General features: G+C 63.5%; 29 protein-coding genes. 13 read left to right on the top strand and 16 right to left on the bottom strand.

What is annotated here, in order from left to right; all coding sequences use genetic code 11:
• Positions 1–100: 100 nt before the first annotated feature.
• On the bottom strand, positions 101–1330 hold the full coding sequence (locus FJ424_RS21045; RefSeq protein ID WP_140658549.1) for a GNAT family N-acetyltransferase: 1230 nt from the start codon (positions 1328–1330) through the stop codon (positions 101–103).
• Between the two features lie 90 nt (positions 1331–1420).
• On the opposite strand from FJ424_RS21045, the gene FJ424_RS21040 reads away from it, so the two are divergent.
• Positions 1421–2479, top strand: a complete 1059-nt coding sequence (locus FJ424_RS21040) for a polysaccharide deacetylase family protein (RefSeq protein WP_140658547.1) — start codon at positions 1421–1423, stop codon at positions 2477–2479.
• A 13-nt stretch (positions 2480–2492) separates the two neighbouring features.
• Here the strand turns inward: FJ424_RS21040 and FJ424_RS21035 are convergent, their stop codons facing one another.
• Together FJ424_RS21035 and FJ424_RS21030 are read right to left on the bottom strand one after the other, a co-directional pair.
• Complete coding sequence (locus FJ424_RS21035) at positions 2493–2897, bottom strand: hypothetical protein (RefSeq protein ID WP_140658545.1); 405 nt, start codon at positions 2895–2897, stop codon at positions 2493–2495.
• A 100-nt stretch (positions 2898–2997) separates the two neighbouring features.
• A complete protein-coding gene (locus FJ424_RS21030) occupies positions 2998–3213 on the bottom strand; it encodes a DUF2842 domain-containing protein (protein ID WP_040999884.1) in 216 nt (71 codons plus the stop codon).
• A gap of 152 nt (positions 3214–3365) precedes the next feature.
• Here FJ424_RS21030 and FJ424_RS21025 point away from each other — a divergent pair, with 152 nt between their 5' ends.
• Positions 3366–4457 carry a COX15/CtaA family protein gene (locus FJ424_RS21025; RefSeq protein WP_140658543.1) on the top strand — a complete coding sequence of 364 codons (1092 nt, stop codon included), beginning with the start codon at positions 3366–3368 and terminating at the stop codon, positions 4455–4457.
• 3 nt (positions 4458–4460) lie between these two features.
• Here FJ424_RS21025 and FJ424_RS21020 read toward each other — a convergent pair whose 3' ends face one another.
• The 4 genes from FJ424_RS21020 to speB all read right to left on the bottom strand — a co-directional run bounded on the left by FJ424_RS21020 (position 4461) and on the right by speB (position 7663).
• The gene (locus FJ424_RS21020) at positions 4461–4775 is read right to left on the bottom strand and encodes a hypothetical protein (protein ID WP_140658541.1); all 315 of its coding nucleotides are present in this window, start codon (positions 4773–4775) and stop codon (positions 4461–4463) included.
• Positions 4776–4859: 84 nt separating this feature from the next.
• Complete coding sequence (locus FJ424_RS21015; RefSeq protein WP_140658539.1) at positions 4860–5693, bottom strand: aminoglycoside phosphotransferase family protein; 834 nt, start codon at positions 5691–5693, stop codon at positions 4860–4862.
• Between the two features lie 6 nt (positions 5694–5699).
• Positions 5700–6632: an N-acetyl-gamma-glutamyl-phosphate reductase gene (gene argC / locus FJ424_RS21010; RefSeq protein ID WP_140658537.1), complete on the bottom strand. Its 933-nt coding sequence runs from the start codon at positions 6630–6632 to the stop codon at positions 5700–5702.
• 29 nt (positions 6633–6661) lie between these two features.
• The gene (gene speB / locus FJ424_RS21005) at positions 6662–7663 is read right to left on the bottom strand and encodes an agmatinase (protein WP_140641515.1); all 1002 of its coding nucleotides are present in this window, start codon (positions 7661–7663) and stop codon (positions 6662–6664) included.
• Between the two features lie 125 nt (positions 7664–7788).
• Between speB and FJ424_RS21000 the strand changes: the two genes are divergently transcribed.
• Positions 7789–9003: an acyltransferase gene (locus tag FJ424_RS21000; RefSeq protein ID WP_140658535.1), complete on the top strand. Its 1215-nt coding sequence runs from the start codon at positions 7789–7791 to the stop codon at positions 9001–9003.
• A 141-nt stretch (positions 9004–9144) separates the two neighbouring features.
• Positions 9145–10203 carry a glycerophosphodiester phosphodiesterase family protein gene (locus tag FJ424_RS20995; RefSeq protein WP_140658533.1) on the top strand — a complete coding sequence of 353 codons (1059 nt, stop codon included), beginning with the start codon at positions 9145–9147 and terminating at the stop codon, positions 10201–10203.
• Between the two features lie 203 nt (positions 10204–10406).
• On the opposite strand, the gene FJ424_RS20990 is transcribed toward FJ424_RS20995, so the two are convergent.
• A complete protein-coding gene (locus tag FJ424_RS20990) occupies positions 10407–11279 on the bottom strand; it encodes an aldo/keto reductase family oxidoreductase (protein ID WP_140658531.1) in 873 nt (290 codons plus the stop codon).
• Between the two features lie 94 nt (positions 11280–11373).
• Between FJ424_RS20990 and FJ424_RS20985 the strand changes: the two genes are divergently transcribed.
• Positions 11374–12285, top strand: a complete 912-nt coding sequence (locus tag FJ424_RS20985; protein WP_140658529.1) for a LysR family transcriptional regulator — start codon at positions 11374–11376, stop codon at positions 12283–12285.
• Positions 12286–12336: 51 nt separating this feature from the next.
• Here FJ424_RS20985 and rpsI read toward each other — a convergent pair whose 3' ends face one another.
• From rpsI to FJ424_RS20965, 4 genes are all read right to left on the bottom strand, one after another.
• Positions 12337–12807 carry a 30S ribosomal protein S9 gene (gene rpsI / locus FJ424_RS20980; protein WP_140658527.1) on the bottom strand — a complete coding sequence of 157 codons (471 nt, stop codon included), beginning with the start codon at positions 12805–12807 and terminating at the stop codon, positions 12337–12339.
• Positions 12807–13271 carry a 50S ribosomal protein L13 gene (gene rplM, locus FJ424_RS20975; protein WP_040983169.1) on the bottom strand — a complete coding sequence of 155 codons (465 nt, stop codon included), beginning with the start codon at positions 13269–13271 and terminating at the stop codon, positions 12807–12809. The genes rpsI and rplM overlap by 1 nt, the downstream gene beginning before the upstream one ends.
• Positions 13272–13542: 271 nt before the next feature.
• Positions 13543–14193 carry a LysE family translocator gene (locus FJ424_RS20970; protein WP_140658525.1) on the bottom strand — a complete coding sequence of 217 codons (651 nt, stop codon included), beginning with the start codon at positions 14191–14193 and terminating at the stop codon, positions 13543–13545.
• Between the two features lie 41 nt (positions 14194–14234).
• Entirely contained in the window at positions 14235–14699 is a 465-nt protein-coding gene (locus FJ424_RS20965) for a PaaI family thioesterase (protein WP_095767634.1), read from the bottom strand.
• A 150-nt stretch (positions 14700–14849) separates the two neighbouring features.
• Here FJ424_RS20965 and FJ424_RS20960 point away from each other — a divergent pair, with 150 nt between their 5' ends.
• The 6 genes from FJ424_RS20960 to FJ424_RS20935 all read left to right on the top strand — a co-directional run bounded on the left by FJ424_RS20960 (position 14850) and on the right by FJ424_RS20935 (position 19564).
• A complete protein-coding gene (locus FJ424_RS20960) occupies positions 14850–15671 on the top strand; it encodes an enoyl-CoA hydratase (protein WP_140658522.1) in 822 nt (273 codons plus the stop codon).
• A 44-nt stretch (positions 15672–15715) separates the two neighbouring features.
• Positions 15716–16498 (top strand): AAA family ATPase, encoded by a 783-nt coding sequence (locus tag FJ424_RS20955; RefSeq protein WP_140658520.1) that lies wholly within the window; start codon positions 15716–15718, stop codon positions 16496–16498.
• On the top strand, positions 16479–17258 hold the full coding sequence (locus FJ424_RS20950) for a GNAT family N-acetyltransferase (RefSeq protein ID WP_246677315.1): 780 nt from the start codon (positions 16479–16481) through the stop codon (positions 17256–17258). Before FJ424_RS20955 ends, FJ424_RS20950 begins: the two co-directional genes overlap by 20 nt.
• A complete protein-coding gene (locus FJ424_RS20945) occupies positions 17255–17776 on the top strand; it encodes a CoA-binding protein (RefSeq protein WP_140658518.1) in 522 nt (173 codons plus the stop codon). The genes FJ424_RS20950 and FJ424_RS20945 overlap by 4 nt, the downstream gene beginning before the upstream one ends.
• Before the next feature lie 161 nt (positions 17777–17937).
• A complete protein-coding gene (locus tag FJ424_RS20940) occupies positions 17938–19218 on the top strand; it encodes an O-acetylhomoserine aminocarboxypropyltransferase (RefSeq protein WP_140658516.1) in 1281 nt (426 codons plus the stop codon).
• 1 nt (position 19219) lies between these two features.
• The gene (locus tag FJ424_RS20935) at positions 19220–19564 is read left to right on the top strand and encodes a cupin domain-containing protein (protein WP_140658514.1); all 345 of its coding nucleotides are present in this window, start codon (positions 19220–19222) and stop codon (positions 19562–19564) included.
• Positions 19565–19614: 50 nt separating this feature from the next.
• Here the strand turns inward: FJ424_RS20935 and FJ424_RS20930 are convergent, their stop codons facing one another.
• Together FJ424_RS20930 and FJ424_RS20925 are read right to left on the bottom strand one after the other, a co-directional pair.
• A complete protein-coding gene (locus FJ424_RS20930) occupies positions 19615–20862 on the bottom strand; it encodes a cytochrome P450 (protein WP_140658512.1) in 1248 nt (415 codons plus the stop codon).
• 143 nt (positions 20863–21005) lie between these two features.
• Positions 21006–21734, bottom strand: coding sequence for a hypothetical protein (locus tag FJ424_RS20925; RefSeq protein ID WP_140658510.1), 729 nt, complete (start codon positions 21732–21734; stop codon positions 21006–21008).
• Positions 21735–21844: 110 nt separating this feature from the next.
• Here FJ424_RS20925 and FJ424_RS20920 point away from each other — a divergent pair, with 110 nt between their 5' ends.
• A complete protein-coding gene (locus FJ424_RS20920) occupies positions 21845–22189 on the top strand; it encodes a hypothetical protein (protein WP_140658596.1) in 345 nt (114 codons plus the stop codon).
• Between the two features lie 19 nt (positions 22190–22208).
• Entirely contained in the window at positions 22209–22736 is a 528-nt protein-coding gene (locus FJ424_RS20915; protein ID WP_140658508.1) for a gamma carbonic anhydrase family protein, read from the top strand.
• Positions 22737–22761: 25 nt separating this feature from the next.
• Here FJ424_RS20915 and FJ424_RS20910 read toward each other — a convergent pair whose 3' ends face one another.
• On the bottom strand, positions 22762–23313 hold the full coding sequence (locus FJ424_RS20910) for an ankyrin repeat domain-containing protein (protein ID WP_140641549.1): 552 nt from the start codon (positions 23311–23313) through the stop codon (positions 22762–22764).
• A gap of 7 nt (positions 23314–23320) precedes the next feature.
• Positions 23321–24070 carry an NYN domain-containing protein gene (locus tag FJ424_RS20905; protein WP_140641551.1) on the bottom strand — a complete coding sequence of 250 codons (750 nt, stop codon included), beginning with the start codon at positions 24068–24070 and terminating at the stop codon, positions 23321–23323.
• Positions 24071–24271: the final 201 nt, after the last annotated feature.

Genomic DNA, 24271 nt, shown 5'->3' with positions numbered 1-24271 from the left:
CCTCTCGGCACTCGATAGGTTCCGTCGAGTCCCTCAGGGTCTCGGCCCGCTTGCCGCATCGCCCCGGAACGCGACGGCGACTGTGCGACTCTTACCAAGCCTAGCTGTCGTCCTCGGTTGCGGCAGGTGCAGCCTGTCCGGCAGCCTTGCGGCGCAGCATCTTGGTCAACTTCCAGACCGTCGGATTGTTCTTGATGAAGGCCTTGGCCCGCGCGCCTTGCCGCATCGTCGTCGCCAATGCGCGGCCTTTCAATGTCAGCGGCGCAAGCACCTCGAAATGCTGGATCTCGAGATCGCACCAGAGCCGTTTGTAAGGCTCGTCGCCGACCGAGAAGTCATAGACCTTGAAGCCGAGATCGCAGGCTTCCTGGATATTGTCGAAGAACAGGAAGTCGCCGGGGCTGGTGAAGGCGAGATCGTCCTCGGCGATGGCGCCAAACTCGCAGATCAGTCGCTTGCCGGAGCGGCTGCAGCCGGTAACCGCGCGCAGTTTTCCCGCCACGTCCAGGCCGTGCAGCAGGAAGGACGGCTTTTCCTCCGTCAGCGCATCGGCAAACAGCGTCCGGAAGAAGTCGCGCACTTGCCTGTCGCCGAAGACATTGGCGATGCCCATCTTGGCGAAACGCACCTCCTTCATCTCGAGGAAGGCGTCGAGCAGCGTGTCGACCTCTTCGCGAGTGTGCGCCTCGAGGCGGCGGAAGGTGCCGACCGCCTCGAACTTGCGCGTCTGCGAACGGTGCTTCTTGCGCTTGCGCTTGCCGCTCGCGCGCGACAAGAGCGCGTCGAACCCGCCGTCGAGATCGACCGCGAGCGCAAGGTTCGGACTTGGAAAGCCGGATAGCGCGGCGAGCGGGTTGGCGACGCCGTCGAGGTCGGGCAGCAGCCTTTCCAGCGAGATCAGGTCGATGTCCGGCCGCGTTCGGGCGATGACCTTGAACACCGAGCGGATCGCCCGACCGTCGATAGCCGGCAGGAAACGTGGATCGGCGGCGGCGAAATTGCCGTTGGCGTGGCGCCCGCCGGCGAAACGGGCAACCTTGAACGGACCGCGCCCTACGACTTCCAGCGCAAGCGAAAGCGCCGGATGGCCATCGCAGGTTAGCGTCGCGACAACGATGTCGGCGCCGGTCGCGGTTGCCCAGTTGTTTACCCAGGATGCGCTTTGCGCCGGCGCGAACAACGCCGAGGCGCAGAATTGAACGTAGTCGGCCAGCCCGGCGCCGTCTTTTGCGGTCGCAGTCCACCGACCCTGATCGGCTCGCATGGGTCGCGCGGAAGTCTTGTTGGCCGCGACTCGGTTGCCGTCAAATGACGCGGCGGCGTCAACCATCCCTCAATCCTTAAGACGTATTGGTTGCAACCTGGGGTTCGCATAGGCGAATGTCGTGTTTGAATAAGCCTAGGCGCAAAAGGTGAAGGAATGATCGACGGGGGCGAGGCAATCCGGAAACTGGCGCTGAACCTTGCCCGCTACTCCGGTCTCGCGCCCCTGGCGCGGCCGTTTGTCGGCGGCATCGGCGCTATCCTGATGCTGCACCGCGTCACCGCGACACCGGAGAAGCCGAACAGCGTCAACCGGCATCTGAACATCGCGCCCGCCTTCCTCGACAGGCTGATCGCGGACATGAAGGGGCGGGGTTATGCCTTTGTTTCCCTTGATGAAGCGATCGAGCGCATCAAGACGGGTGGCAAAGACGGCCAGTTCGCCACGATCACCGCCGACGACGCCTATCGCGACAACATGACCGAGGCGCTTCCGGTGCTGGAAAAGCACGGCGCGCCGATCGCCATCTACGTCGCCCCCGGCCTGATCGACGGCGCCGTCGAACTCTGGTGGGACGTGATCGAGGACATCGTCGACACCAGCTCGCGCCTGACGCTGACTATGGCGGGCAAGCCGACGGTGATCGATTGCTCGACGCCAGGCAGGAAGATCCAGGCCGTCGCGCGGCTGAACGCCTGGCTGACCTTGGACGTCTCCGAGGAAGAGCAGGGCGCTGCGCTGCGCGAGCTCGCCCGTTCCAATGGGTTCAAATTCGGCTCGGGCCGCCCATGCACCTTGATGAACTGGGATGAGCTTCGCACCATGGCCGCGCACCCGCTGGTGACCATCGGCGCCCACACCGTCAATCATCGGAACTTGAAGCGGCTGTCCGAAGCCGATGCGCGGCATGAGATCGGCGATGTCCGCCGCATCCTCGCCGAAAGGCTTGGCGAGGAGCCGCGTCATCTGGCTTACCCCTATGGCTATGCCAGCGCCGTCGGTTGCCGCGAGGTTGGCTTTGCCCGCGACGCAGGCTATGCCTCGGCGGTAACCACGCGGCATGGTGTGCTGCGCGCCGAGCATGCCGGCTTCCTGCACGCGCTGCCGCGCATCTCCGTCAATGGCCGCTATCAGAGCGTGGCGCATATCCGCACGATGCTGTCCGGCATCACCACGCCGCTCGCCAATGCGGGCAAGATGGTCGTTACGATATAGGCCTGCGCCTTGATCAGCACTTATGGAAATAACGGTAGGTGTCGGGCGCGCTCATCCATTTGAGCTGCGTTTCAAGCCCGCCATGCGCCTTGATCCAGCCTCTGATGTCGGATGCGTAGGCGTTCCATAGAACGGCGGTCATGGCGGGCCGGTGCGCCAGATGGAAGCCGAAGCTCGCCGCCGGCGTCACGCAGATGCGACTGCGTGGAACATAGCCGAGCAGCACGGTGCAGGCCGACTGGCATTTGCCGACGATGCGCACATCGACGCCGCGCGCCGCAAGCTCCTTCCAGCGCTGGCTATAGGCGGCGACGCTGCCGCCGTGAGCGTCCGAGACATTGATGGTTTCCGCTGTCGCGATCGAAGCGGCGAGCGAGCCGGTCAGAAAGATCAGCCCCGCGAACATGGCCCTCAGCATGTCAAGCCTCCCTGCCGAGCTATGAACGAGGCAGGGTAGGCGCGCACCCGATCACGTCTGAATCACATTCGTGTTTTTGCTTGCCCGGCACCGGCGAGGCTCAGCCCTTCGGGCGCGGCTCGATGATCAGCCATTTGATGATGGCCATGGCCGGCAGAACCCAGAGAAAGCCGCTGAGCAGGAAGAAGAGGAGATGCGCCGTCGGCCCGTATTCGGCGAGCCTGGTGACCGCGACGGCTGACGCGATCAGCGCGTAGATGACGACCAGCGCCACCAGCAATATAGTTCCGATCAGCTTTTTCAGGCGAATGGGCATGTCGCGGTTCCGTTGACCCGCTCCGCTTAGGCCGAATGAAGAAAGCGCGCAACCGTCGCGGCCCGGCGCGACGGCGTGCCGCGCTGTCCGGTCTTGCCAGTTGGGCGGCCTTGGTCCACCACTTCAGCCTTTCAACGACCGGAAAAACGCCTATGGCTGCCATCACCGCCACGGCCCCCTATGCCGCCCGAGACCGCGACCTCCAGAACCGCGCACTGGTGCGTGGCTGGCTTTACGTCGTGCTGCTCGTGCTGTTCGCGCTGGTGCTTGTCGGCGGCTCCACTCGGCTCACCGGCTCGGGGCTGTCGATCACTGAGTGGCAGCCGATTCACGGCGTCATCCCGCCGCTCAACGACGTCGAATGGCAGGAAGAGTTCCAGCGCTACCAGCAGATCCCGCAATACACCGAGATCAACAAGGGCATGAGCGTCCAGGACTTCAAGTCGATCTTCTGGTGGGAATGGGCGCACCGCATCCTGGCGCGCAGCGTCGGCGTGGTCTTTGCCTTGCCGCTGCTGTTCTTCTGGGCGACGCGCCGCATCGAACGAGGCCTTGGGCTGAAGCTCGTCGGCATCCTTCTGCTCGGCGGCCTGCAGGGCGCCATCGGCTGGTGGATGGTGGCTTCGGGTTTGGCCGACCGCGTCTCGGTCAGTCAATACCGGCTGGCGACGCACCTGACGCTTGCCGCGCTGATCTTCACCGCGACGATAGTGGTCGCGCGCGGGCTGGCGCCGCATTCGGAGCCCGCCGCCGGCCGGTCGACGCAGCGGCTCGCCGGTTTCATCGTGCTTCTCGCGCTGGTCCAGATCTACCTTGGCGGGCTGGTCGCCGGGCTGCACGCCGGCCTTTCCTACAACACATGGCCGCTGATGGATGGAAAGGTGATCCCATCCGATCTGCTTCTCCTGAAGCCCGCCTGGCTGAACTTCTTCGAGAATCCGAAGACGGTGCAGTTCGTCCACCGGCTGGGCGCTTATACCATTTTCGCCGTGTCGCTCTGGCATATGATCACGACGTGGCGGCGCCAGCCCGGCACCACCCATGCCCGCCGGGCCACGCTTCTGTTCGCGCTGGTGGTGGTCCAGGCCTCGATCGGCATCGGCACGCTCGTAATGCAGGTGCCGCTGCACATGGCGTTGACGCATCAGGCGATCGCGCTTGTCCTGCTCGGCTTCGCCGCCGCGCATTGGCGCGGCACCAAGGGCGCTTACTCGCTGCCGACGGAGATTACCGTCAAGAGCTGACGGTCACATCGAAAACAAATGCGACTGCATCGTCGGCTCGTTGTCGAATTCCGCCTGGCGCGCAGCGGCGACGGACGTCGTCGACTGGTCCTGATCGGCCTTTTTCGCGTCGGCGGCCTTGAGCGCGGCGAGCTTGGCCTCCAGCGCCGCGATCTGCTGCTGCAGCTTGGCGGCATCGACCTGGTCCTGGGCGGCCTTGGCCTGATCTTCCAGGGCCTGGATCTGCTTTTCGAGGTCGGCCTCCTGGGCCGCGCTGTCGGACGACGTGGATGAGGAGTACTGCACCGCTTGGACGGAGCTGGAGATCGCGCTGACCATGGAAATTCCTTTGAGGAGGGCCGACTCCATCAATAGCCGATCATGGTGAATCGGCGGTTACCGCGGTCGGTCCTGTCTCGGTGATCAGAATTGCGACCGAACCTTTCGAACGGCTTCGGCCACAGCCAGCTCGCGGTCCTCGTCGACCGCGTTCTTGTCCTCGCGATGCCACGCGGCCGACAGGCAGCCATAGGCGATCGCATGGTCGAGGATGGCGCGCGGCGACTGTCCGAGCGTTGTGCCAAACACCTCAGCCATATGCGCGGTTCGGCGCGGATCGAGGCAGAGATCGTCGCGATCGAGCGGGTTGTAGAACATATTCGCCGCGTCGAAGCCGGGATCGCCAAGCACGCCCTTGGGGTCGATCGCCAGCCAGGCGCGCGGCCCAAACAGGATGTTGTCGTGGTGGAGGTCGCCATGCAGCGGGAGGACTGCGTGCGGGTCGGCAAGCAGCCGCTCGGCGATCGGCGCCGCGTCGACGTAAAGGGTCTCCCGGTTGGCATCGCGGTCGGCCCTTGCCGCCTTGAACAGGCTTGCGAACCTTTCCCGCAGCGGCTGCAGGTCCGATGGAGGCGCGTGCTCCGAAGGCGAGAAAAGCCTGGTCATGACCTCGGCGGCAATCGCCGTCGCGGCAGCGTCGCCATGCTCCGCAAGATGTTCGGAAAGCAGCCTGTCGCCGGCATATTCGAGCAGCATGCAATTGCCGTCACGGCCGAGCAGCCGCACCGCGCCTTCGCCGCGCCGCCAGGCGAGGTAATGCTCGCCGCGCAACTCGTCCGCGACGTCGTCGAAGGGTTTCAGGTCCTTGACGATGGCAACCGAGCCATCGTCCCGCACGACCTTCCAGATCCGGCTGGAAAAGGTCTCGGCAATGAGTTCGGGAGCGCTGACCTTCCAGCGCCCAGGGAATGCCTGCATGACCGCTCAGTGCTTGATGCCGAGCATCAGGTCGAGATTCTGCACCGCGGCACCCGACGCGCCCTTGCCGAGATTGTCGTAGACGGCCATCAGCAGCGCCTGCGCCCGCTCGTCATTGGCGAAGACGTAGACCTTCATCCGGTTGGTGCCGTTATACACCTCCGGATCGATTTCCGGCATGCGCTCCATATGTGTGTAGGGCGCGACCTCGACCACGCCGCCGTCGATCGACGCATAATGATCGGCGATCGCCGCGTGAAGCTCCGCGCCTGTCGGCACGCGTTCGAGACCCGCGAGCTGAAGCGGCACCACCGTGATCATGCCTTGCGCGAAATTGCCGACCGCCGGCTGCATGATCGGGTCGTGCGACAGCTTCGCATAGGTGCGGAGCTCCGGCACATGTTTGTGCTGCAGCGTCAGCCCGTAGGGCAGGAACTCGGGCGCCTCCTCGCCCTTGCCGACATAGTCCTCGATCATTGGCCGGCCGCCGCCGGAATAGCCGGAGATGCCGTTGACGGTGATCGGGAAGTCGGCAGGCAGAAGGCCGGCCGCAACCAGCGGTCGCAGCGTCGCGATCGGCCCTTGCGGCCAGCAGCCCGGATTGGCGATGCGTTTCGCGCTGCCGATCTTCTTCGCCTGGTCCCTGTCCATTTCCGCGAAGCCATATTCCCAGCCCTCGGCCACGCGGTGCGCGGTCGAGGCATCGATCACCTTCGTGGTGTCGTTCGTAATCAGCGACACGCTTTCCTTGGCCGCCGCATCCGGCAGGCAAAGGATCGCGACGTCGGCCGCGTTGAGGAATTCGGCGCGGGCGGCGGCCTCCTTGCGGCGTTCCGTCGGGATGGAGATGATCTCCAGGTCGCCACGGTCGGCCAGCAGCGCCCTGATCTGCAGGCCCGTCGTGCCGTGTTCGCCGTCAATGAAGATTTTCGGTTTCATCGCTTGCCAAATTCCTTGCGATTCCAATGTCATATGCCGTTGGCATGATTTACTGCTACATGATTGCCGTTGCTCAGTTCGTCGAGCCGCGCCTTCCGCTCCGCCAACAGGCCGAGATAGTGCATGGCTATGATCGATCCGGCGATCGCCGTTATATCGGCATGATCATAGGCCGGCGCAACCTCGACGACGTCGGCGCCGACGATGTCGATCTGGCCGAGCTGGCGCAGCGTCGACAGCATCTTGGCCGAGGAGGGGCCACCTGCCACCGGCGTTCCGGTGCCCGGCGCGAAGGCCGGGTCGAGGCAGTCGATGTCGAAGGTGAGATAGGTCTTCTTGCCGCCGGTGCGCTCGACGATCGCATAGGCGATGTCGGAGGCGCGCATTTCCTCGACCTCGTGGCCATAGAGGATCTTAATGCCGAACGTGTCCGGTGCATGAGTGCGGATGCCGATCTGGATCGAGCGATCGGGGTCGATGATGCCTTCGTTCACCGCGCGGGCAACGAAGGAGCCGTGGTCGATGCGCTTGCCGTCATCGGGCCAGGTGTCCTGATGCGCGTCGAACTGCACGAGCGCCAGCGGCCCGTGGATCGCGGCGTGCGCCTTGAGCAGTGGCCAGGTGACGAAATGGTCGCCGCCGAGCGTCAAAAGGAACGCGCCTGATTTCAGGATCTTGGCCGCCTCGCGCTCGATCGTGCCAGGGGTCTTCTGGTGATTGCCGCTGTCGAGCAGGCAATCGCCATAGTCGACCACCGAGAGGTGCTCGAACAGGTCGCGCGAGAACGGATATTGCGGATCGTTGTCGAGGATCGCCGAGGCGCGGCGGATCGCCTGCGGCCCGAAGCGCGCGCCCGGCCGGTTGGTGACCGCGGCGTCGAAGGGAATGCCCCACACGACAGCGTCCGCACCCTTCACGTCCTTCGTGTATTTGCGCCGCATGAAAGACAGCGCGCCGGCATAGGTCGGCTCGAACGACGCGCCCGTCTTGGAGCGGGCGGTGAAGGCATGGTCGATCTCGTTGTTCGCCATCAGGAATCCTCGGTTTTCATCGGGGCAGCCACAACTACAGAACCGGCACGCAACATGCCAGTCACAGCTTGCGGAAAGGAAGCGGCGCTCGGCGAGTGCCACGCCAACACAGGATCTGTATCATTATGGCTGAGACGGCTCTGCTCAACCTTGCATCCGCGCCCGCGGCGACCCGTGTCGGCACGGCGGCCGGCGCGCGCTTCCTGGTGCTGGATTCCTGGCGCGGCGTCTGCGCGCTGCTGGTGGCGCTGTTCCACTTCCCGACGACCTCGATAGTATCGCAGAGCGCTTTTGTCGGCGGCTCCTATCTGTTCGTCGATTTCTTCTTCGTGCTCTCCGGCTTCGTCATCGCCAGCGCCTATGGCGGCCGGCTCGCCGGTCAGGGCGACCTTGCACGGTTCGCGCTCGTGCGTTTCGGCCGCATCTATCCGCTGCATCTCCTGATGCTTGCCGCTTTCGCCGGCTTCGAGGCGCTGCGGCTCGTGCTGCCGGGGCTGCATGGAACGGGGCCTGCGCCCTTCACCGGAGGCTTCGACCTGAAGAGCCTCGTCGCCAACCTCTTCCTTTTGCAGGGCATGGGCGTCGAGGATCATCTGAGCTGGAACGCGCCGAGCTGGAGCATTTCTGCCGAGTTCTTCACCTATCTGCTGTTTGCCGCCGTCGTCTTCACCGCCGGGCAGCGCGCATGGATATGGTTCGTTGCCGCCGCGGTGACGGCGCCCCTTTTCCTGCTTGCGGTCTCGACGCGTCATATGGACGTGTCCTTCGATTTCGGCTTCATCCGCTGCCTTTACGGCTTCTCGCTCGGTGCGTTGCTTGCCTGGTTTCAGCACGATTCCATTGCAGAGGCGCGACAGGCCTTGAGCGGCGGGGCAGGGCGTCTCGCCTGGACGCTGGCCGAGTTGGCGATGATCGCTGGGATCGCGCTGTTCGTCTCCATTGCCGGCGCCAACGACCTTGGTATTGCGGCGCCGGTCGTCTTCGCGCTGGCGCTTTATCTCTTTGCCCATGAGGGCGGATGGGTCAGCGCCCTGCTGCGCAGCCGGCCCATGCTGCTGCTCGGCTCGCTCTCCTATTCGATCTACATGGTCCACATCTTCGTCCAGGCGCGCATGATCAATGCCGCCGGCCTGATCGAGCGCAAGCTCGGGCTCGGCATCGTCGGCGACCTGATGCTGCGCGGCGACCATGCGACCGGCTTCGGCACTGGCTCGCCTTGGATCGGCTTCGCGGCTTTGATCGCCATGCTGATCGCCGTCATCGTCGCGTCCTGGTTCACCTGGCGCTTCGTCGAGATGCCCGCGCTCGCCTGGTTCCGCCGCCTTTCCAAGCGGATTTGACCCAAGCAATTCCAGGAAAAATGTGAAGCGGTTTTCCGTCCGGAATTGCGCCAAACAAGGAAACAACTAGCCGGCTTCGTTCACCGGCCTGTCATGGGCGTCGCCTAACCGGGTTCCGACCCGGAACGGAGCGATTCCCCGATGCGAACACTCTGGCTGAGCCTTCTTCTGTCCATCGCGCTTGCCGCAATCTCCGGCGAAGGTTTAGCCGGCGAGACGCGCGCCGCGCAAATCCTCGACCGCTTCGAGCATGCCAACCAGTGGCGCGATCATGTGATGATCGCCGCGCATCGCGCCGGCAGCATGCAGGCCGGCAAGACGCTCTACGCCGAGAATTCGCTGGCCGCGGTCGAGGGCTCGATCGCGATCGGGGCCGAGATCGTCGAGGTCGACGTCCGACGCGCGAGAGACGGCGAGTTCGTCATCATGCATGACAGCTGGCTCGACCGCACGACCACGTGCAAGGGCGAGGTGGTGAAATACACGCTTGCCGAGTTGAAGAAATGCCGGCTGGTGATCGAGGGCACGGGCGCCGTCACCAATGAGCCGGTGTCGACGCTGCGCGAGATGCTGCTCACGACCAGGGACAGGATCCTCATCAACCTCGACAACAAGCTGGAGGTGACCGACCTGCCGGGCATGATCGCCGAGGCGCGCGATCTCGGCATGGCCGATCAGGTGATCGTCAAGGAGAACCTCTGGAATCGGCAGCGCATTGCCGCCGCGAGCGCGGCGCTTGCCAAGGCCGGCGGCGGCTTCCAGTTCATGCCGATCCTCGCCGACGACGCTGTCCACGATGCAGCTTTCGCCGGCGAGGTCGACAAGGCGTTCGCGCCGCATGCCATCGAGCTAATCAACTGGCGCAACGGTGCCGAGACGCTGACTTCGACCGGCGGTCCGCTGTTCGGTAACCATATGCGAGCGGAAGCGGCGCGCGGCGATTGGCATCTCTGGGCCGACACCTACGCCATCGTCAACAAACCGGGCGGCTTCCTTGCCGGCGGGCGCGGCGACGAACTCGCCGTCGCCGCCAGCCTGCCGCGCGAAGCCTGGGGGTTTTGGGTCGACCGCGACGCCACCATCATTCAGACCGACGAGCCGAAAGCGGCGATCGAGTGGCTGAAGGCGAACGGTTATCGGGTGCCTTATCCGACGGAGAGCAAGCAGGCCGAGCCGGCGCATACGGCGAGTATTAATTAGAGCGCGTTGGCGCTTCACCCCACCCGGCGCTTCGCGCCGACCTCCCCATCGAGGGGAGGTAGAGCGTCGTGCGAACTCCTCTTCGCTACGCCTGCGAAGTCGATGAGATTAAGCGGACTTTCGAACGTATGGCTCGGCGCCCTACCACCTCCCCTTGATGGGGAGGTAGGGCCGCAGGCGCGGGCGGGGTGATAGCGCCGACCTCACGCCGCTTTCGCCACGCCCTCCAACGCCCGCAGCACATCCGCCGACAGCTCCAGCTCCGCCGCAGCAAGATTCTCCCGCAGATGCCCGACCGACGATGTGCCCGGGATCAGCAGGATGTTGGGCGACCGCTGCAGCAGCCACGCCAGCGCCACCTGCATCGGCGTCGCGCCAAGCCGTTCTGCGACCCCCGACAGCGCCGACGATTGCAGCGGGCTGAATCCGCCGAGCGGGAAGAACGGCACATAGGCGATGCCGTCGCGCGCCAGTTCATCGATCAGCGCGTCGTCGTCCCGGTGCGCCAGATTGTACTGGTTCTGCACACAGACGATGTCGCAGATCCTGCGGCCTTCCGCGATCTGCGCGCGGGTAACGTTGCTCAAGCCGATATGGCGCACCAAGCCCTTGCGCTGAAGTTCGGCAAGAGCAGCCAGGGGCGCCTCGATCGAGCCTTCCGCCGGGCCATGGGTGTCGAACATGATGCGCAGATTGACCACTTCGATCGCGTCGAGCCCGAGATTGCGAAGATTATCGTGCACGGCCTGCGTCAGTTCTTCGGGCGAGTAGGCCGGCAGCCACGAGGCATCGCTTCCGCGGCGGGCGCCAATCTTGGTGACGATGGTGAGGTCGTCAGGATAGGGCGCCAATGCCTCGCGGATCAGCTTGTTGGTGACGTACGGACCGTAATAATCGCTGGTGTCGATATGGTTCACGCCTTGCGCCACCGCTTCGCGCAGCACGGCGATGGCCGCGTCATGGTCTTTCGGCGGACCGAACACGCCCTTGCCCGCAAGCTGCATGGCGCCGTAGCCGAGGCGCCGGACCGTGCGGTCGCCGAGTTTATACATGCCGGATTTGTTTACGCTGGACATCGTGGTTCTCCTTCGCTGTCGGCGAGGAGATAGGGCATGGCCGCTGTCCCGATAACCGGGTATAACCAGCACAACCTGTGCGGAACTAAGAACAATGGCGGCTGATCTCAACGATCTCCAGGCATTTATGTCCGTGGCACGCGCCGGCGGCTTTCGCGAAGCGGCCCGTGTGACGGCAGGCAGCGCGTCCGTGCTTAGCGAAGCCGTCCGTCGTCTGGAAACCCAACTTGGTGTGCGGCTCTTCAATCGTACAACGCGCAGTGTCGCCCTGACCGAGGCGGGCGCCAGCCTGCTGGCCCGGCTTGCGCCGGCGCTGGGCGAGGTCGAAGCGGCGCTTGATGTCGTGAACGGCTTTCGCGACCGGCCCGCCGGCACGTTGCGCCTCAATGTCCCGATCAGCGCGTCTCGGCTGGTCCTGCCAAGAATCGTTCCGGGATTTCTCGCGGCCTATCCGGCCATCCGGCTGGAGGTGATTGCGGAGGAGAACTTCGTCGATCTGCTGGCGGCCAGCTGCGATGCCGGCATCCGCTATGACGAGCGGCTGGAGCAGGACATGATCGCCGTGCCGATCGGGCCACGCGTCCAGCGCTTCACCACCTCCGCCTCTCCGGCCTATCTTGATCGGCACGGCCGGCCGCAACACCCGCGTGACTTGCTTGGGCATGCGTGCGTGCGCGGTCGCTTTCCGAGCGGGGTCATGACGCCTTGGGAGTTCGAGCGCGACGGCGAGGTGGTGCGGGTCGATACCACGGGGCCATTGCTCGTCAGCATCGGTGGCGGCGTCGATCTAGCCATCGATGCGGCGATCGCCGGCGTCGGCATTCTCTGGCTCTTCGAGGACTGGGTGCGCCCGCATTTCGACAGCGGCGCGCTGGAACCTGTGCTGGAGCCGTGGTGGCAGGAATTCTCCGGGCCGTTTCTGTACTACCCCGGACGCCGGCTGGTGCCGGCGCCGCTGCGCGCCTTCATCGACTATATAAAAACACCCGCCGGACACTGGCAGTAGAAAACAAAAGGCCGCCCGGAGGCGGCCTTTCGACAACACGTAAGCGTACGATCAGCGCTTCGAGAACTGGAAGCTGCGGCGGGCCTTTGCCTTGCCGTACTTCTTGCGCTCGACCACGCGGCTGTCGCGGGTCAGGAAGCCACCCTTCTTGAGCACCGTGCGCAGGCCCGGCTCGTAGTAGGTCAGCGCCTTGGAGATGCCGTGACGCACAGCACCCGCCTGGCCGGAGAGGCCGCCGCCGATGACGGTGGCGACGATGTCGTACTGGCCGGCGCGGTTGGCCGCGACGATCGGCTGGTTGAGGATCATCTGCAGCACCGGACGCGCGAAATAGTTCGCGAATTCCTTGTCGTTGACGGTGATCTTGCCGGAGCCCGGCTTCACCCAGACGCGCGCGATGGCGTTCTTGCGCTTGCCGGTGGCATAGGCGCGGCCCGACTTGTCGAGCTTCTGGACATGCACGGGCGCGGCCGGCTGCGCGGCAACCGTGCCGAGTTCTGCGAGCGAGGAAAGCTCAGCCATTACGAAGCCCTCTTGTTCTTGGAGTTCAGCTTGGCCACGTCGAGCGTGACGGGCTGCTGGGCGGTGTGCGGATGCTCGGCGCCGGCATAGACGCGGAGATTCTTCATCTGGCGGCGGCCAAGCGGGCCGCGCGGGATCATGCGCTCGACGGCCTTCTCGACGACGCGCTCGGGGAAACGGCCCTCGAGCAGCTGGCGCGCGGTGCGCTCCTTGATGCCGCCTGGGTGGCCGGTGTGCCAGTAATAGACCTTGTCGGTGTATTTCTTGCCGGTGAACACCACCTTGTCGGCATTGATGACGATGACATTGTCGCCGTCATCGACATGCGGGGTGAAGGTGGGCTTGTGCTTGCCGCGCAGATGGTTGGCGATGACAGTGGCCAGACGACCGACGACGAGACCTTCGGCGTCGATCAGCACCCACTTCTTCACCACATCCGCAGGCTTCTGCGAAAAGGTAGCCATGTTTTGCTCTCAGGTTTGACCTTTCCCGTCCGGGAGGGACAGAGAAGGCGTTTCTTGTTGCTTGGATTGACGGGATGACCGGAGCCGCTCCGCCAATAACAAAACGGCGGCCTTTGCGGGCCGCTGCTTCGGGTCGGCTTATAGGCGAGGGTGCTTGGCGCGTCAAGCGTCGGTTACTGTTTATCGTCGCGAAAAGCCGTTTAAATTCAACAACTAAGGTGGAAGGTATTATTTTACCTCACACCTATTTGTCAAAATAGCTCTCTTTCGTTCACCGCCGCCCGGTCACGGCGACAAGGAGAAGCTTGACGCCGATCGCGACCATCAAGGCTCCTGCCAGCCTTTCTTGCCAAATGACGAACGTGCCTCGGCGCCCCAGCCAGCCGCCAACCGCGCCGGAGGTCAACGCGACGGCACTGAGGACAACCAGTCCCATCATCTTCATGGTCGTACCGAGAATGATGAACTGCAGTGCAGGCGAACCGACCCAGGGATGAACGAATTGCGGCAGCACCGCCAGCATGAAAGCGAGCGTCGTCGGGTTGGTGAGATTGCAGATCACGCCTTGCCGGAAAGCGGCTGGGATACTGCTCGTCTCGGCAAGGGTAGACGCACCGCCACCTTTGCCCGACCGACGGGCTAACAGGAATTTGATCCCGATGGCGATCAGATAGATGGCGCCGACGATCTGAAGGAAGCTGTAAAGAGAGGGGGAGGATGTGATCAGCGAGGCAAGCCCCATTGCCAGTAATGGAATCTGGACGACGCCGGCCGATACGCAGCCCGCTGCAGTCGCCAGGGCATGGCGCCAGCCTTGCCCGACGCCGCGGCTGATCACCAGCATCATGTCCGGACCGACACCAGAAAGCTGATAGGCGAGCACGGCGCCGAGAAAGGCAAGGTAGGTCGTAAGATCGGGCATGCCGCAGAACGAACCTATCGACTGGGAGTTCCGGCAAGACGTCAGGCCGGCTTGTCGCTTATTCGCTTCCTCGGGATCGAATAGGTGCCGGTGGCGTGCGCGACGGTGTGTCCGTCCGGGCCGGCGACAATATCGATATCGAACACCATCAGGCTCTTGCCAAGCTTCAGGATACGGCAATGGCCGTCGATCGGACCGGCTTCGGCCTTGCGCATGAAATTGATGTCGAGGTTGACCGTCACCGAAAGCGCGTCCGGGCCGGCGTGGCTGAGCACGCAGACATAGCCGCCGATGTCGGCCAGCGTGAACAGCGCCGGACCGGATACCGTGCCGCCGGGGCGCAGATGCCGCTCGTCGGCATTCAGCCGCACCGTGCAGCCGCCCGGAAAAACGTCGATCGCCTCATAGGAGGTGAAATTGTCGTTGAGCTGCGGATAGACGCTTGCCATCAGTGCATTGACTTCCGCCGCGTTGAGCATTGGCTTCAGATCGCTTTGGGCGGGCATGGCGGCGTCCTATATGAAAGAGCAGTTCCGGGCGGTGCGTCTGGACCAAACGCTGCGACGGAGAAAACACGTCTCGCGGCTGTTCTTCAACCGGCAGCATGGTAGTTCTGTTGCTCCATAAGCCGCGAGCGCTGATCGAGAGGTTTAAAAATGGCCGAAGTCGTCGCCATCAAGCCCGCCGTCGCCGACGGTCCTGTTCTTGTCAGCCAGGACAAGGGCATCCTGCGCCTCACGCTCGCCAGCCCGCCGGCCAATGCGCTGTCGCTGGCGACGATGGCGGCGTTGCAGGCAGAGTTTGATCGCGTGAAGGCCGACAGATCCGTGCGTGTCATCATTCTGGCGGCGACCGGCAAGGTGTTCTGTGCCGGCCATGACCTCAAGGAAATGACGGCGCACCGCGCCGAGCCGGATCGGGGCAAGGCCTTCTTCGAAAGGACCTTCGCGGCTTGCGCGAACCTGATGCAGACGATCGTGCGCCACCCGAAACCGGTGATCGCTGAGGTCGACGGCCTCGCCACCGCCGCCGGCCTGCAACTGGTCGCCAGCTGCGACCTTGCCATCGCTTCGCACGAGGCGAGTTTCTGCACGCCTGGCGTCAACATCGGTCTGTTCTGCTCGACGCCTATGGTGGCGCTGTCGCGCAACGTCTCGCGCAAGCAGGCGATGGAAATGCTGCTCACCGGCGAGACGATCGACGCGGCGACCGCCAAGGAGTTCGGGCTGGTCAACCGCACCGTGCCGCGCGAATATCTGATTCAGGTTGTCAACAAATACGCGCAAACCATTGCATCCAAATCGTCTTTGGTCGTCAAGACAGGCAAGGAGGCTTTCTACGCCCAGGCCGAAATGGGGCTGGCCGACGCTTATGCCCATACCGGCCGCGTGATGGTGGAAAACATGCTGGCGCGCGACGCCGAGGAAGGCATCGGTGCCTTTATCGGCAAGCGCAAGCCCGAATGGACCGACGAGTAGCCGGCTTGAATGGAACCGAGCCATTCCATCGCTGAAGGTTCGACGTGGCTGCCCGCAAGCAACTGACGCGGCTGAAAGCGCCCTATCTCAAGCGCATCCTGCTCGAGCCGTCGCGCGTCTCCGACTGGGAGCAATACCCCTGGAACCTGCCGATCTTCGGGGATCGCGAATTCGAGTTCGAATTCACGAGCGCCATCACCGTCATCGTCGGCGAGAACGGCACCGGCAAATCGACGCTGCTTGAAGCCATCGGCGCGCTGGCCGGCTATGACGAGGCGGGCGGCGGAAAAGGTTACATGCCGGTCGACCATTCGCGTGCTGTCGACAAAAGCGGTGCTGCACTCGGCGCCACGCTCCGCGCCCACTGGCTTCCCAAGGTCACTGCTGGCTGGTTCTTTCGCGCCGAATCCTTCTACTCCGTATCGCGTTATCTCGACCGAGCCGCACTGGATGTTGGGGCGGCGCCGCCTGATTTCCTGTCCTGGTCGCATGGCGAGGGCTTTATCCGCTTCTTCGAGGAGCGCTGCCGCCGGCAAGGCATCTATATCCTCGACGAGCCCGAAAGCGCGCTGTCGCCGACGCGCCAGATCGAACTTTTGAAACTGCTCCGGCGCATGGAACGGTCCGGCACCGCGCAGGTGATCATGGCAACGCACTCGCCGCTGCTGATGGCTTGCCCGAACGCGCGGCTTTTTCGCATCAGCCGCTTCGGTCTCGACCGCATCGATTTTCAGGACACCGATCATTTTCGCATGATGCGCGACTTCTGCAGCGATCCTGGAACCTTTTTGGAGGAGGCGCTGCGGGATGACGATGAGTTGCAGTGAGCAAATGGCACAGGACGATCTCAACTGGCGGATGGAACAGGCGTGTCGCGAGGCATGGCCTTCGGCGCTCGAGATCGTTGCCAATGGCTGGCTGTTACGGCGCTCGGGCGGCCGTATCCGGCGCAGCAATTCCGCCAACCCCTTGCGCGGCACACGCGGCGCGCCGGGGAAGGTAATCGATGCCGCCGAAGCGTTCTATGCCGGCCACGGCCAGACGCCGTTGTTTCGCATCCCCGACATCGCCGCCGAACTGGAGCCCGAGCTTGACCGTCGCGGTTACGGCAGGGAAGGCGGCACGATCCATCTTCATGCCGATATCGACGCGCTCGCGGGAGGCGGCTACGACGACGTCACGGTTTCCCCGGCGCCAAGCGAGCGCTGGTTTGAGGCACGCTTTCGCACGGGCGGTTATGACGGCGCGGAACGGCGGGTTTTTCGCGAGATGACGCGTTTGATTGCGGGCGACAAGGCATTCGTATCGTCCGCGCGCGACGATGAAGTCGTCGCCTTTGCCTTTGGCGTCATCCGCAATGGGCTGCTTGTCGTCGAGGCGGTTGAAACCGACGCCAGATTCAGGCAGCAGGGGTTCGGACGCAGGACGGTTGGCGGGCTGATCGGCTGGGCGAGGCGAGCGGGGGCCAAGGCGGGCTGCCTGCAGGTGGTTGTCGACAATACGCCCGCCCGCGCACTCTATGCTTCTCTCGGCTTCAGCCGGGAACTCTATCGTTACCATTACCGCAGGAAGACCGTCGCAGCATGAACCACGATACCTACGACAACAGCTACATCGCCGGCATCCTGAATTCGGTGAAGACGATCGCCATGGTCGGCGCCTCGCCCAACGATGTGCGGCCAAGCTACTTCGTGCTGAAATATCTTTTGGCCAAAGGCTTTTCGGTAGTGCCGATCAATCCCGGTCACGCCGGTAAGCAGATTCTCGGACAGACGGTCTACGCGAGCTTGGCCGATCTGCCGCATCCGGTCGACATGGTGGATGTTTTTCGGGCTTCGGCGGCAGTGCCGGGCATTGTCGACCAGGTGCTGAAGCTCGACCCGTTGCCCAAGGTCGTCTGGATGCAGCTTGGCGTGCGCAACGACGAGGCGGCGGCCCGCGCAGAAGCTGCCGGCATCAAGGTGGTGATGAACCGCTGTCCGAAGATCGAATACGGCAAGCTGTCGGGCGAGATCGGCTGGACCGGCGTCAATTCCGGCGTGCTGTCGTCGAAGAAACCCTTGATGCGCCAGGGTTTCCAGAGCTTCGGCGTAAGGCAGAAATAGGCGCGCGGTAATTCGCGCAAAATTATTCCGGGAAGAATTTGGATTTTTCCTGGCGTTCGTCGCAGATCGCACGCCGAAAGGTATTTTCTTCTTTGCATTCACGAGCGCGCTTCGGCATGAATGCCCGGCGATTTTCGAAAGGTTAGGAGAGGGAGGTTTCGATGACCCGTACGCCTGGTTTCAACACTTTAGCCGTTCATGCCGGCGCCAAGCCCGATCCGGCGACCGGCGCGCGCGCCACACCGATCTACCAGACCACCTCCTTTGTCTTCGACGATGCCGATCATGCCGCCTCGCTGTTCGGGCTGAAGGCCTTCGGCAACATCTACACCCGCATCATGAACCCGACGCAGGCGGTTCTCGAGGAACGCGTCGCGGCGCTGGAAGGCGGCACGGCGGCGCTCGCCGTCGCTTCGGGCCACGCCGCGCAGGTCATCGTCTTCCACAATCTGATGCAGCCGGGCGACAACTTCGTCGCCGCCAACAAGCTTTATGGCGGCTCGATCAACCAGTTCGGTCATGCCTTCAAGAACTTCGGCTGGGAAGTTCGCTGGGCAGAAGCAAACGATCCGGCGACTTTCGAGAGCCAGATCGACGACAGGACCAAGGCGATCTTCATCGAGAGCCTTGCCAACCCCGGCGGCGTCTTCGTCGATATCGAGAAGATTGGCGACATCGCCCGCAAGCACGGCCTGCCGTTGATCGTCGACAACACGCTGGCTTCCCCCTACCTGGTCCGGCCGATCGAGCACGGCGCCGACATCGTCGTGCACTCGCTGACCAAGTTCATCGGCGGCCACGGCAATTCGATCGGCGGCGTCATCGTCGATGGCGGCACCTTCGACTGGTCGAAGTCCGGCAAATACCCGATGCTGTCGGAGCCGCGCCCTGAATATGGCGGCCTCGTCCTGCACGAGACCTTCGGCAACTTCGCCTTCGCGATTGCCGCCCGCGTGCTCGGCCTGCGCGACATTGGCCCGGCGATCTCGCCCTTCAACGCCTTCCTGATCCTGACTGGCCTGGAAACGCTGCCGCTGCGCATGCAGCGTCATTGCGACAATGCCGCGAGCGTTGCCGGCTGGCTGTCGGACCATCCCAAGGTTGCCTGGGTGAACTATCCCGGCCTTCCAGGCGACAAGAACAACGCGCTGCAGAAGAAATATTCGCCGCAGGGCGCAGGCGCGGTGTTCACCTTCGGCCTCAAGGGCGGCTACGAGGCCGGCATCAAATTCGTCGAGGCGCTCGAACTGTTCTCGCACCTCGCCAATGTCGGCGACACCAAGTCGCTGGTCATCCATCCGGCCTCGACCACGCATCGCCAGCTTTCCGACGAGCAGAAGGTCAAGGCCGGCGCCGGATCCGACACCGTCCGCCTTTCCGTCGGCATCGAGGACGTCAACGACATCGTCGCCGATCTCGAGCAAGCGCTCGGCAAGGTCTGATATGTCGGCCTTCCTTGCGGTCAGCACCGATACCGTCGAACCGGAGGCCGGCGCGCCGGCCTCGGATCGGGTGATCTCGGGCGATCCCCAATTCCGCACCTGGAATGCCGAGGAGCGCGACGGCGGCCTCTATGCCGGTGTTTGGGAAGCGACGCCGGGCAAATGGCGGATCGTTTATGACGAATGGGAGTTCTGCCACATCCTGTCCGGCGTGTCGGTGATCGCCGAGGACGGCGGCGAGGCGCGCACCGTGCGGGCCGGCGACAGTTTCGTGCTGCGGCCTGGGTTCAAGGGCACCTGGGAGGTGCTCGAGACGACACGCAAGGAATATGTGATCAAGCTTTGAGTGGGCGCCAATGCCGCGTCATTCTATGGCGAAGCGGCGTAGGCCTGGCCCTAAAATGTGACGGCAATCCGCTCCAGCCCATGAAAGTGATAGCTGTCGCGGAAGCGTGGCGTCTCCGCCAGGCGCAGTTCCGGCAACCGATCGAACAGCGCCTTCAGCGACACCTGCAACTCAAGCCGCGCCAGCGGTGCGCCGATGCAGAAATGGATGCCGGCGCCGAAGGAGACGTTCTTCTGGTCCGCGCGGGCCGGATTGAAGGTGTCGGGCTCGGCAAACGCCAACGGGTCGTGATTGGCCATGCCGAGCAACAGCGCCACCATCTCCCTGGGTTTGACCAGGATGCCTGGCGAAACTTCCATCTCCTCATAGGCGTAGCGCAGAAACATATGCAGCGGCGCGTCGTAGCGCAGGCACTCCTCGACCGCCGCGACATTTTTCTCAGGCGTCTCGAAAAAACGCCGCGGATCGCCGCCTTGCGCGAGGATCGAGCGCACCGCATTGCCGGTCTGGTGCACGGTCGCTTCATGACCGGCATTGAGAAGCAGGATCGCCGAGGAAACCAGCTCGTCTTCCGAAAGCTTCTGGCCGTTGTCCTGGGCCTCGATCAGCAGCGACAGCAGATCGTCGCCCGGCTTCTTGCGCCGCTCGGCAACGTAACCGCGCAGGAAGTCGGAAAAGTTGCGCGCGGCGCGGTTGGCGGTCTCCTCGGTCTCGCGCGTGCGGCCATGCATGTACATGGCGACCATCCGATGCGACCAGTCGAGCAGTTGCGGCCCCATCTCCACCGGCACGCCGAGCATTTCCGCTATGATGGTGATCGGCAAAGGCGAGGCGTAGGCGGGCAGAAGGTCGACGCCGTTTGGCTCGAAGCGGTCGATCAACTCGTTGGCCAGCACCTCGATGCGCGGCCGCAGCCGCTCGACCTGGCGTGAGACGAAGGCGCGGTTGACCAGCGTGCGAAGCCGCGTATGCACCGGCGGCTCCAGTTCCAGCATGGAATTGGCCTCGATGGCGTCGAAGGCCGCGAGATGCGAACGGTCGTCGCCGACGCCGCGGCTGTCGGGAATCCCCGCCGGGTTCTGGCGGCCGAAACGGCGGTCGCGCAACAGCTGGTTGACGTCGTCGAAGCCGCCAAAGCACCAGAAGCCGTAGTCTTCCCAGAAGAAGGCGTTGGCAGTGCCGTGCAGGAAGGCGTAGGCCTCGTAAGGGTCTTGCACGAAGGCCGGCTCGTGCGGGTCGAGGCGCAGATGGCGGCTGGCGAGATCAAACTCAAGATAGGAAGGCTTCAAATCGGTCATGCCTGACCATTAGCGCGCCTTGTCAGCCCGATGCCAGACCGTATCTTGTCGCCCGTGAAATCGAACCGTTGAGCCAGATTGCCGGTTTGAAGCCTAGCTGCGCGCAGAAATGATCTAGTTGGATATTCGGCTAGCCGCCAGCGTCAGTGGCCAGTCTTCAGAATACTCGCCACTTTGGCTGCGATCGCCGCGTCGAGCGCCGGCCAATTCGCGAGCAGCTCGCGCGGGAAACGATAGGTGAGGCTGAGATCGTCGCCGACCTGGATGTCGCGTTCGCAAGGCGCCAGCGATTCCTCCGCGCTCGGGCCGCTCAGGCAGCGGACGACGAAGGGATCTTTGCCGGGACGCTCCGCGACGACCAGCACCTCGTTGAGATAGCCTGATTTTTCCGTAAAGGCGTAGACCGTCGTGCCGCCCGGGCCGGGCGTGCCAGGCTTCTCGATCAGGGCGCTGTAGATCGGCGCGAAACGGCCGCTCATGTCGCGCGACATCATGCGCGGCTCGAACGACAGGAAGACGATCTTCCTGGTCGTCGCATGGTTGAAGTCGTCGCGCGCGGCCGTGCTGTAGCCGTCCATTTCGGGATAGCGCAGATAGAGATCGAGCCGCGAGGCGATGCCGTCGCGCCTGGCCTGGTCGAAGCGGATGAAGTTTGCCGGCACGCTGATCAGATTGTTGCCCATGACAATCTGGCGCACCGTCATGTTATCCGTATAGCCGGCCATGGCGATCGACCGGCCGAGCCATTTGCCGCCGACGCTGATGGCCACCGAAAGCAGCGCCAGCGCCGCGAAAATGTAGAAGACCCGCCTCATCAAGGTCGAGTCGACGACCTGGAACTCCGCGCTCTCGGCAGCCGTTGCGTCTCTCATTTGCTCTTTCCCGATCCGCCCGCCTGTCCTTCGGCGGCACAGCCTGCGCGGCATGGCTTTTGCAGCGCGTTGGCACGACTGTGCGTTTTCATGGTAAACGGTTGGTAAACATGGATCCCGTTGTGCTTGTTCTTTACGCTTTTGCTGTTGGTCTAACGGCCTGCGGACTGTCCGGATCGGCCATGGAACTGCTGTCAGGCCGGCGCCTGGCCTTTGCCGAGCCTTATGTTTCGCCTGTCCATATCCTGCGTTCGCTGGCGGCAACGGCTTGCGCCGGACCGTTCATGCTCACCAACGAGGCCTTGGCCGCCCGGCGTGAGGGTCGCATAGGCGCGATGGCGCTGTTGTCCTGCGGTTGCACGGCCATCGCCTGGGCGCTGGCCCTCGGCGTCGTGCTCATCGCCATTGCATCCTGGGCGACCGCCAACCTAGGGTCTTTCGAATTCGCTGGTTGAGACGAATCGGAGACGAAAAATGCCGGTCTATGCGATCGATGGGAAGGCGCCTGAGTTCGAGGACGCCGATACGAACTGGATCGCGCCCGACGCGACGCTGATCGGCAATATCCGGATCGGCGGCAACGCCGGCTTCTGGTTCGGTGTCGTCATCCGCGGCGATGGCGAACTCATTGCGATCGGCGCCGACACCAATGTGCAGGAACATACGATCATGCACACCGATCCGGGCTTTCCGCTGACCATCGGCGAAGGCTGCACGATCGGCCACAGGGCGCTGCTGCATGGCTGCACGATCGGCGACAACAGCCTGATCGGCATGGGCGCCATCGTGCTGAACGGCGCCAGGATCGGCAACAACTCGCTGGTCGGCGCCGGCGCCCTGGTGACCGAAAACAAGGTTTTTCCTGACAATTCGCTCATCGTCGGCTCGCCCGCCAAGGTGATCAGGACGCTGGACGAGGCGGCGATCGAACGGCTGCGCGTCTCGGCGGCCCACTATGTCGCCAATGCCAAACGCTTCAAGGCTAAGCTCAAGACGGTGTGACGGCGGCGGCCCGCTTCGCGCGTGGTCATCCGCGGCGATTGTTCATCGCTTCACGCAACAGAAAGGCGCCGGCCTCGAAGCCGGCCTGCTCGGCGCCTTCCAGTGCCGTCTCATAGTCGTCGATGCGAGTCCGCAGCGACGGGTCCGCGCCTGAAAGGAGCAACAGACGGATCGCGTCCGCGTCACGCCGGGACACCGCATAGTGCAGCGGCGTCCAGTCGTTCACGCCGCGCATATCCGGGTCGGCGCCGTGTCCAAGCAGGATGTGGACGACATCCAGCCTGTCCGGCCGTTCCGTCGACAACGCCGCAATGATCGAAGGAAAGCCGGCGGGATCTTCATAGTTCGCGTTCGACCCGGCATCGAGCAAGGCGGTGATGAACGCGGCCGGGCTCCAGTAGATCGCATATTCCAGCGGATGACCAAGGCCGAGTTCGAACGGCATCCTCTCGTCGAACCAGCGCGGCGCTTCACCAAGCGCTTTGCCAAGGGTCTCGAAATCACCTGCTTTAAAGGCGTCGTCGATCGCCCGGAACAGCTTGGCGCGCTCGCATCGGTCTTCAGGGATCTCTAACATGATCGCGTTACCCGGATTTGCCTTTTCCTTTCTTCTCGGCAGGTTTGACCCGTATCCGCATGGACCCGCCTTTGGGATTTTCGATGTCGAAGGCGGCCGTTTTCCTTACCAGGTCGCTCAGTTTGCTGAAGCCGTAGGTACGCGGGTCGAAATCGGAAAAGAGATTTGAGAGCTGCTTGCCAAAGGTGCCCAGGAGCACCCAGCCATCCTCACTTTCCATCTGGCCGATGACCTTCTTCAGAATGGGCGTAGCTGCCGTCGGCGCCTGAAGCGGCTTCGTCGCAGGAGCAGTATCTTGAGCGTTCTCCGCGCCATGGAGAAGGTTTTCGGTATAGACGAAGCGGCGACATGCCTGCCGGAAGCTCTCTGGGGTTTTTTGCTCCCCAAATCCGAACACGTCGACGCCTTGCTCGCGTATCCGCGAGGCAAGGCGAGTGAAGTCGCTGTCGGAAGAAACCAGACAGAAACCGTCGAACCGGCCGCTGTGCAGCAAATCCATCGCGTCGATCACCAGCGTGATATCCGAAGCGTTCTTGCCCGTGATGTAAGCGAATTGTTGCTGCGGAATGATCGCGTGCTTCGACAGAACCTCTGCCCACCTCTTCGACCGGGCGTTCGAGAAATCACCATAGATGCGGCGAACGCTTGCCTCGCCGATCTTCGCGATTTCCTCGAACAGTCCGTCGGCAATCTTCGCGGAGGCGTTGTCGGCGTCGATGAGAACCGCAAGACGAGGTGATCGGGGTTCGTTCGGCATACAGAACATCCCTCGGTTGGCGCGCAGACAAACAGGAGAAGAGTTTCGCGCTATCTTCTGTTGTAGCAGAAGGCCCCCCAAACAGAAATTCAGGCCACCGGAACCGTATCGTCAGAAACAGCGGAGCCGGCCCCGGGGACAGGGGCCGGCTCCTAAAACCCGGTCGTTGGGGACGGGGAGGGTGGGGCCTCGACCGGGATT

This window comes from Mesorhizobium sp. B3-1-8 (genome assembly GCF_006439495.1).
In the GTDB taxonomy this organism is placed as follows: domain Bacteria; phylum Pseudomonadota; class Alphaproteobacteria; order Rhizobiales; family Rhizobiaceae; genus Mesorhizobium.
This window is presented reverse-complemented; position numbering and strand designations above follow the sequence as displayed.

What these genes read in the sequence shown, in the direction of transcription:
- FJ424_RS20935 (WP_140658514.1), top strand. Translation starts at nt 19,220, where the DNA reads ATGTCGGCCTTCCTTGCGGTCAGCACCGATACCGTCGAACCGGAGGCC.
- FJ424_RS21030 (WP_040999884.1), bottom strand. Translation starts at nt 3,213, where the DNA reads ATGCCCATTCGCCTGAAAAAGCTGATCGGAACTATATTGCTGGTGGCG.
- FJ424_RS21025 (WP_140658543.1), top strand. Translation starts at nt 3,366, where the DNA reads ATGGCTGCCATCACCGCCACGGCCCCCTATGCCGCCCGAGACCGCGAC.
- FJ424_RS20945 (WP_140658518.1), top strand. Translation starts at nt 17,255, where the DNA reads ATGAACCACGATACCTACGACAACAGCTACATCGCCGGCATCCTGAAT.
- FJ424_RS20950 (WP_246677315.1), top strand. Translation starts at nt 16,479, where the DNA reads ATGACGATGAGTTGCAGTGAGCAAATGGCACAGGACGATCTCAACTGG.
- FJ424_RS20985 (WP_140658529.1), top strand. Translation starts at nt 11,374, where the DNA reads ATGGCGGCTGATCTCAACGATCTCCAGGCATTTATGTCCGTGGCACGC.
- FJ424_RS20910 (WP_140641549.1), bottom strand. Translation starts at nt 23,313, where the DNA reads ATGTTAGAGATCCCTGAAGACCGATGCGAGCGCGCCAAGCTGTTCCGG.
- FJ424_RS20920 (WP_140658596.1), top strand. Translation starts at nt 21,845, where the DNA reads ATGGATCCCGTTGTGCTTGTTCTTTACGCTTTTGCTGTTGGTCTAACG.
- FJ424_RS20960 (WP_140658522.1), top strand. Translation starts at nt 14,850, where the DNA reads ATGGCCGAAGTCGTCGCCATCAAGCCCGCCGTCGCCGACGGTCCTGTT.
- FJ424_RS21035 (WP_140658545.1), bottom strand. Translation starts at nt 2,897, where the DNA reads ATGCTGAGGGCCATGTTCGCGGGGCTGATCTTTCTGACCGGCTCGCTC.
- FJ424_RS20970 (WP_140658525.1), bottom strand. Translation starts at nt 14,193, where the DNA reads ATGCCCGATCTTACGACCTACCTTGCCTTTCTCGGCGCCGTGCTCGCC.
- FJ424_RS20965 (WP_095767634.1), bottom strand. Translation starts at nt 14,699, where the DNA reads ATGCCCGCCCAAAGCGATCTGAAGCCAATGCTCAACGCGGCGGAAGTC.
- FJ424_RS20940 (WP_140658516.1), top strand. Translation starts at nt 17,938, where the DNA reads ATGACCCGTACGCCTGGTTTCAACACTTTAGCCGTTCATGCCGGCGCC.
- FJ424_RS21020 (WP_140658541.1), bottom strand. Translation starts at nt 4,775, where the DNA reads ATGGTCAGCGCGATCTCCAGCTCCGTCCAAGCGGTGCAGTACTCCTCA.
- FJ424_RS20995 (WP_140658533.1), top strand. Translation starts at nt 9,145, where the DNA reads ATGCGAACACTCTGGCTGAGCCTTCTTCTGTCCATCGCGCTTGCCGCA.
- FJ424_RS20925 (WP_140658510.1), bottom strand. Translation starts at nt 21,734, where the DNA reads ATGAGAGACGCAACGGCTGCCGAGAGCGCGGAGTTCCAGGTCGTCGAC.
- FJ424_RS21015 (WP_140658539.1), bottom strand. Translation starts at nt 5,693, where the DNA reads ATGCAGGCATTCCCTGGGCGCTGGAAGGTCAGCGCTCCCGAACTCATT.
- rplM (WP_040983169.1), bottom strand. Translation starts at nt 13,271, where the DNA reads ATGGCTACCTTTTCGCAGAAGCCTGCGGATGTGGTGAAGAAGTGGGTG.
- speB (WP_140641515.1), bottom strand. Translation starts at nt 7,663, where the DNA reads ATGGCGAACAACGAGATCGACCATGCCTTCACCGCCCGCTCCAAGACG.
- FJ424_RS20905 (WP_140641551.1), bottom strand. Translation starts at nt 24,070, where the DNA reads ATGCCGAACGAACCCCGATCACCTCGTCTTGCGGTTCTCATCGACGCC.
- argC (WP_140658537.1), bottom strand. Translation starts at nt 6,632, where the DNA reads ATGAAACCGAAAATCTTCATTGACGGCGAACACGGCACGACGGGCCTG.
- FJ424_RS20990 (WP_140658531.1), bottom strand. Translation starts at nt 11,279, where the DNA reads ATGTCCAGCGTAAACAAATCCGGCATGTATAAACTCGGCGACCGCACG.
- FJ424_RS21040 (WP_140658547.1), top strand. Translation starts at nt 1,421, where the DNA reads ATGATCGACGGGGGCGAGGCAATCCGGAAACTGGCGCTGAACCTTGCC.
- rpsI (WP_140658527.1), bottom strand. Translation starts at nt 12,807, where the DNA reads ATGGCTGAGCTTTCCTCGCTCGCAGAACTCGGCACGGTTGCCGCGCAG.
- FJ424_RS21000 (WP_140658535.1), top strand. Translation starts at nt 7,789, where the DNA reads ATGGCTGAGACGGCTCTGCTCAACCTTGCATCCGCGCCCGCGGCGACC.
- FJ424_RS21045 (WP_140658549.1), bottom strand. Translation starts at nt 1,330, where the DNA reads ATGGTTGACGCCGCCGCGTCATTTGACGGCAACCGAGTCGCGGCCAAC.
- FJ424_RS20915 (WP_140658508.1), top strand. Translation starts at nt 22,209, where the DNA reads ATGCCGGTCTATGCGATCGATGGGAAGGCGCCTGAGTTCGAGGACGCC.
- FJ424_RS20930 (WP_140658512.1), bottom strand. Translation starts at nt 20,862, where the DNA reads ATGACCGATTTGAAGCCTTCCTATCTTGAGTTTGATCTCGCCAGCCGC.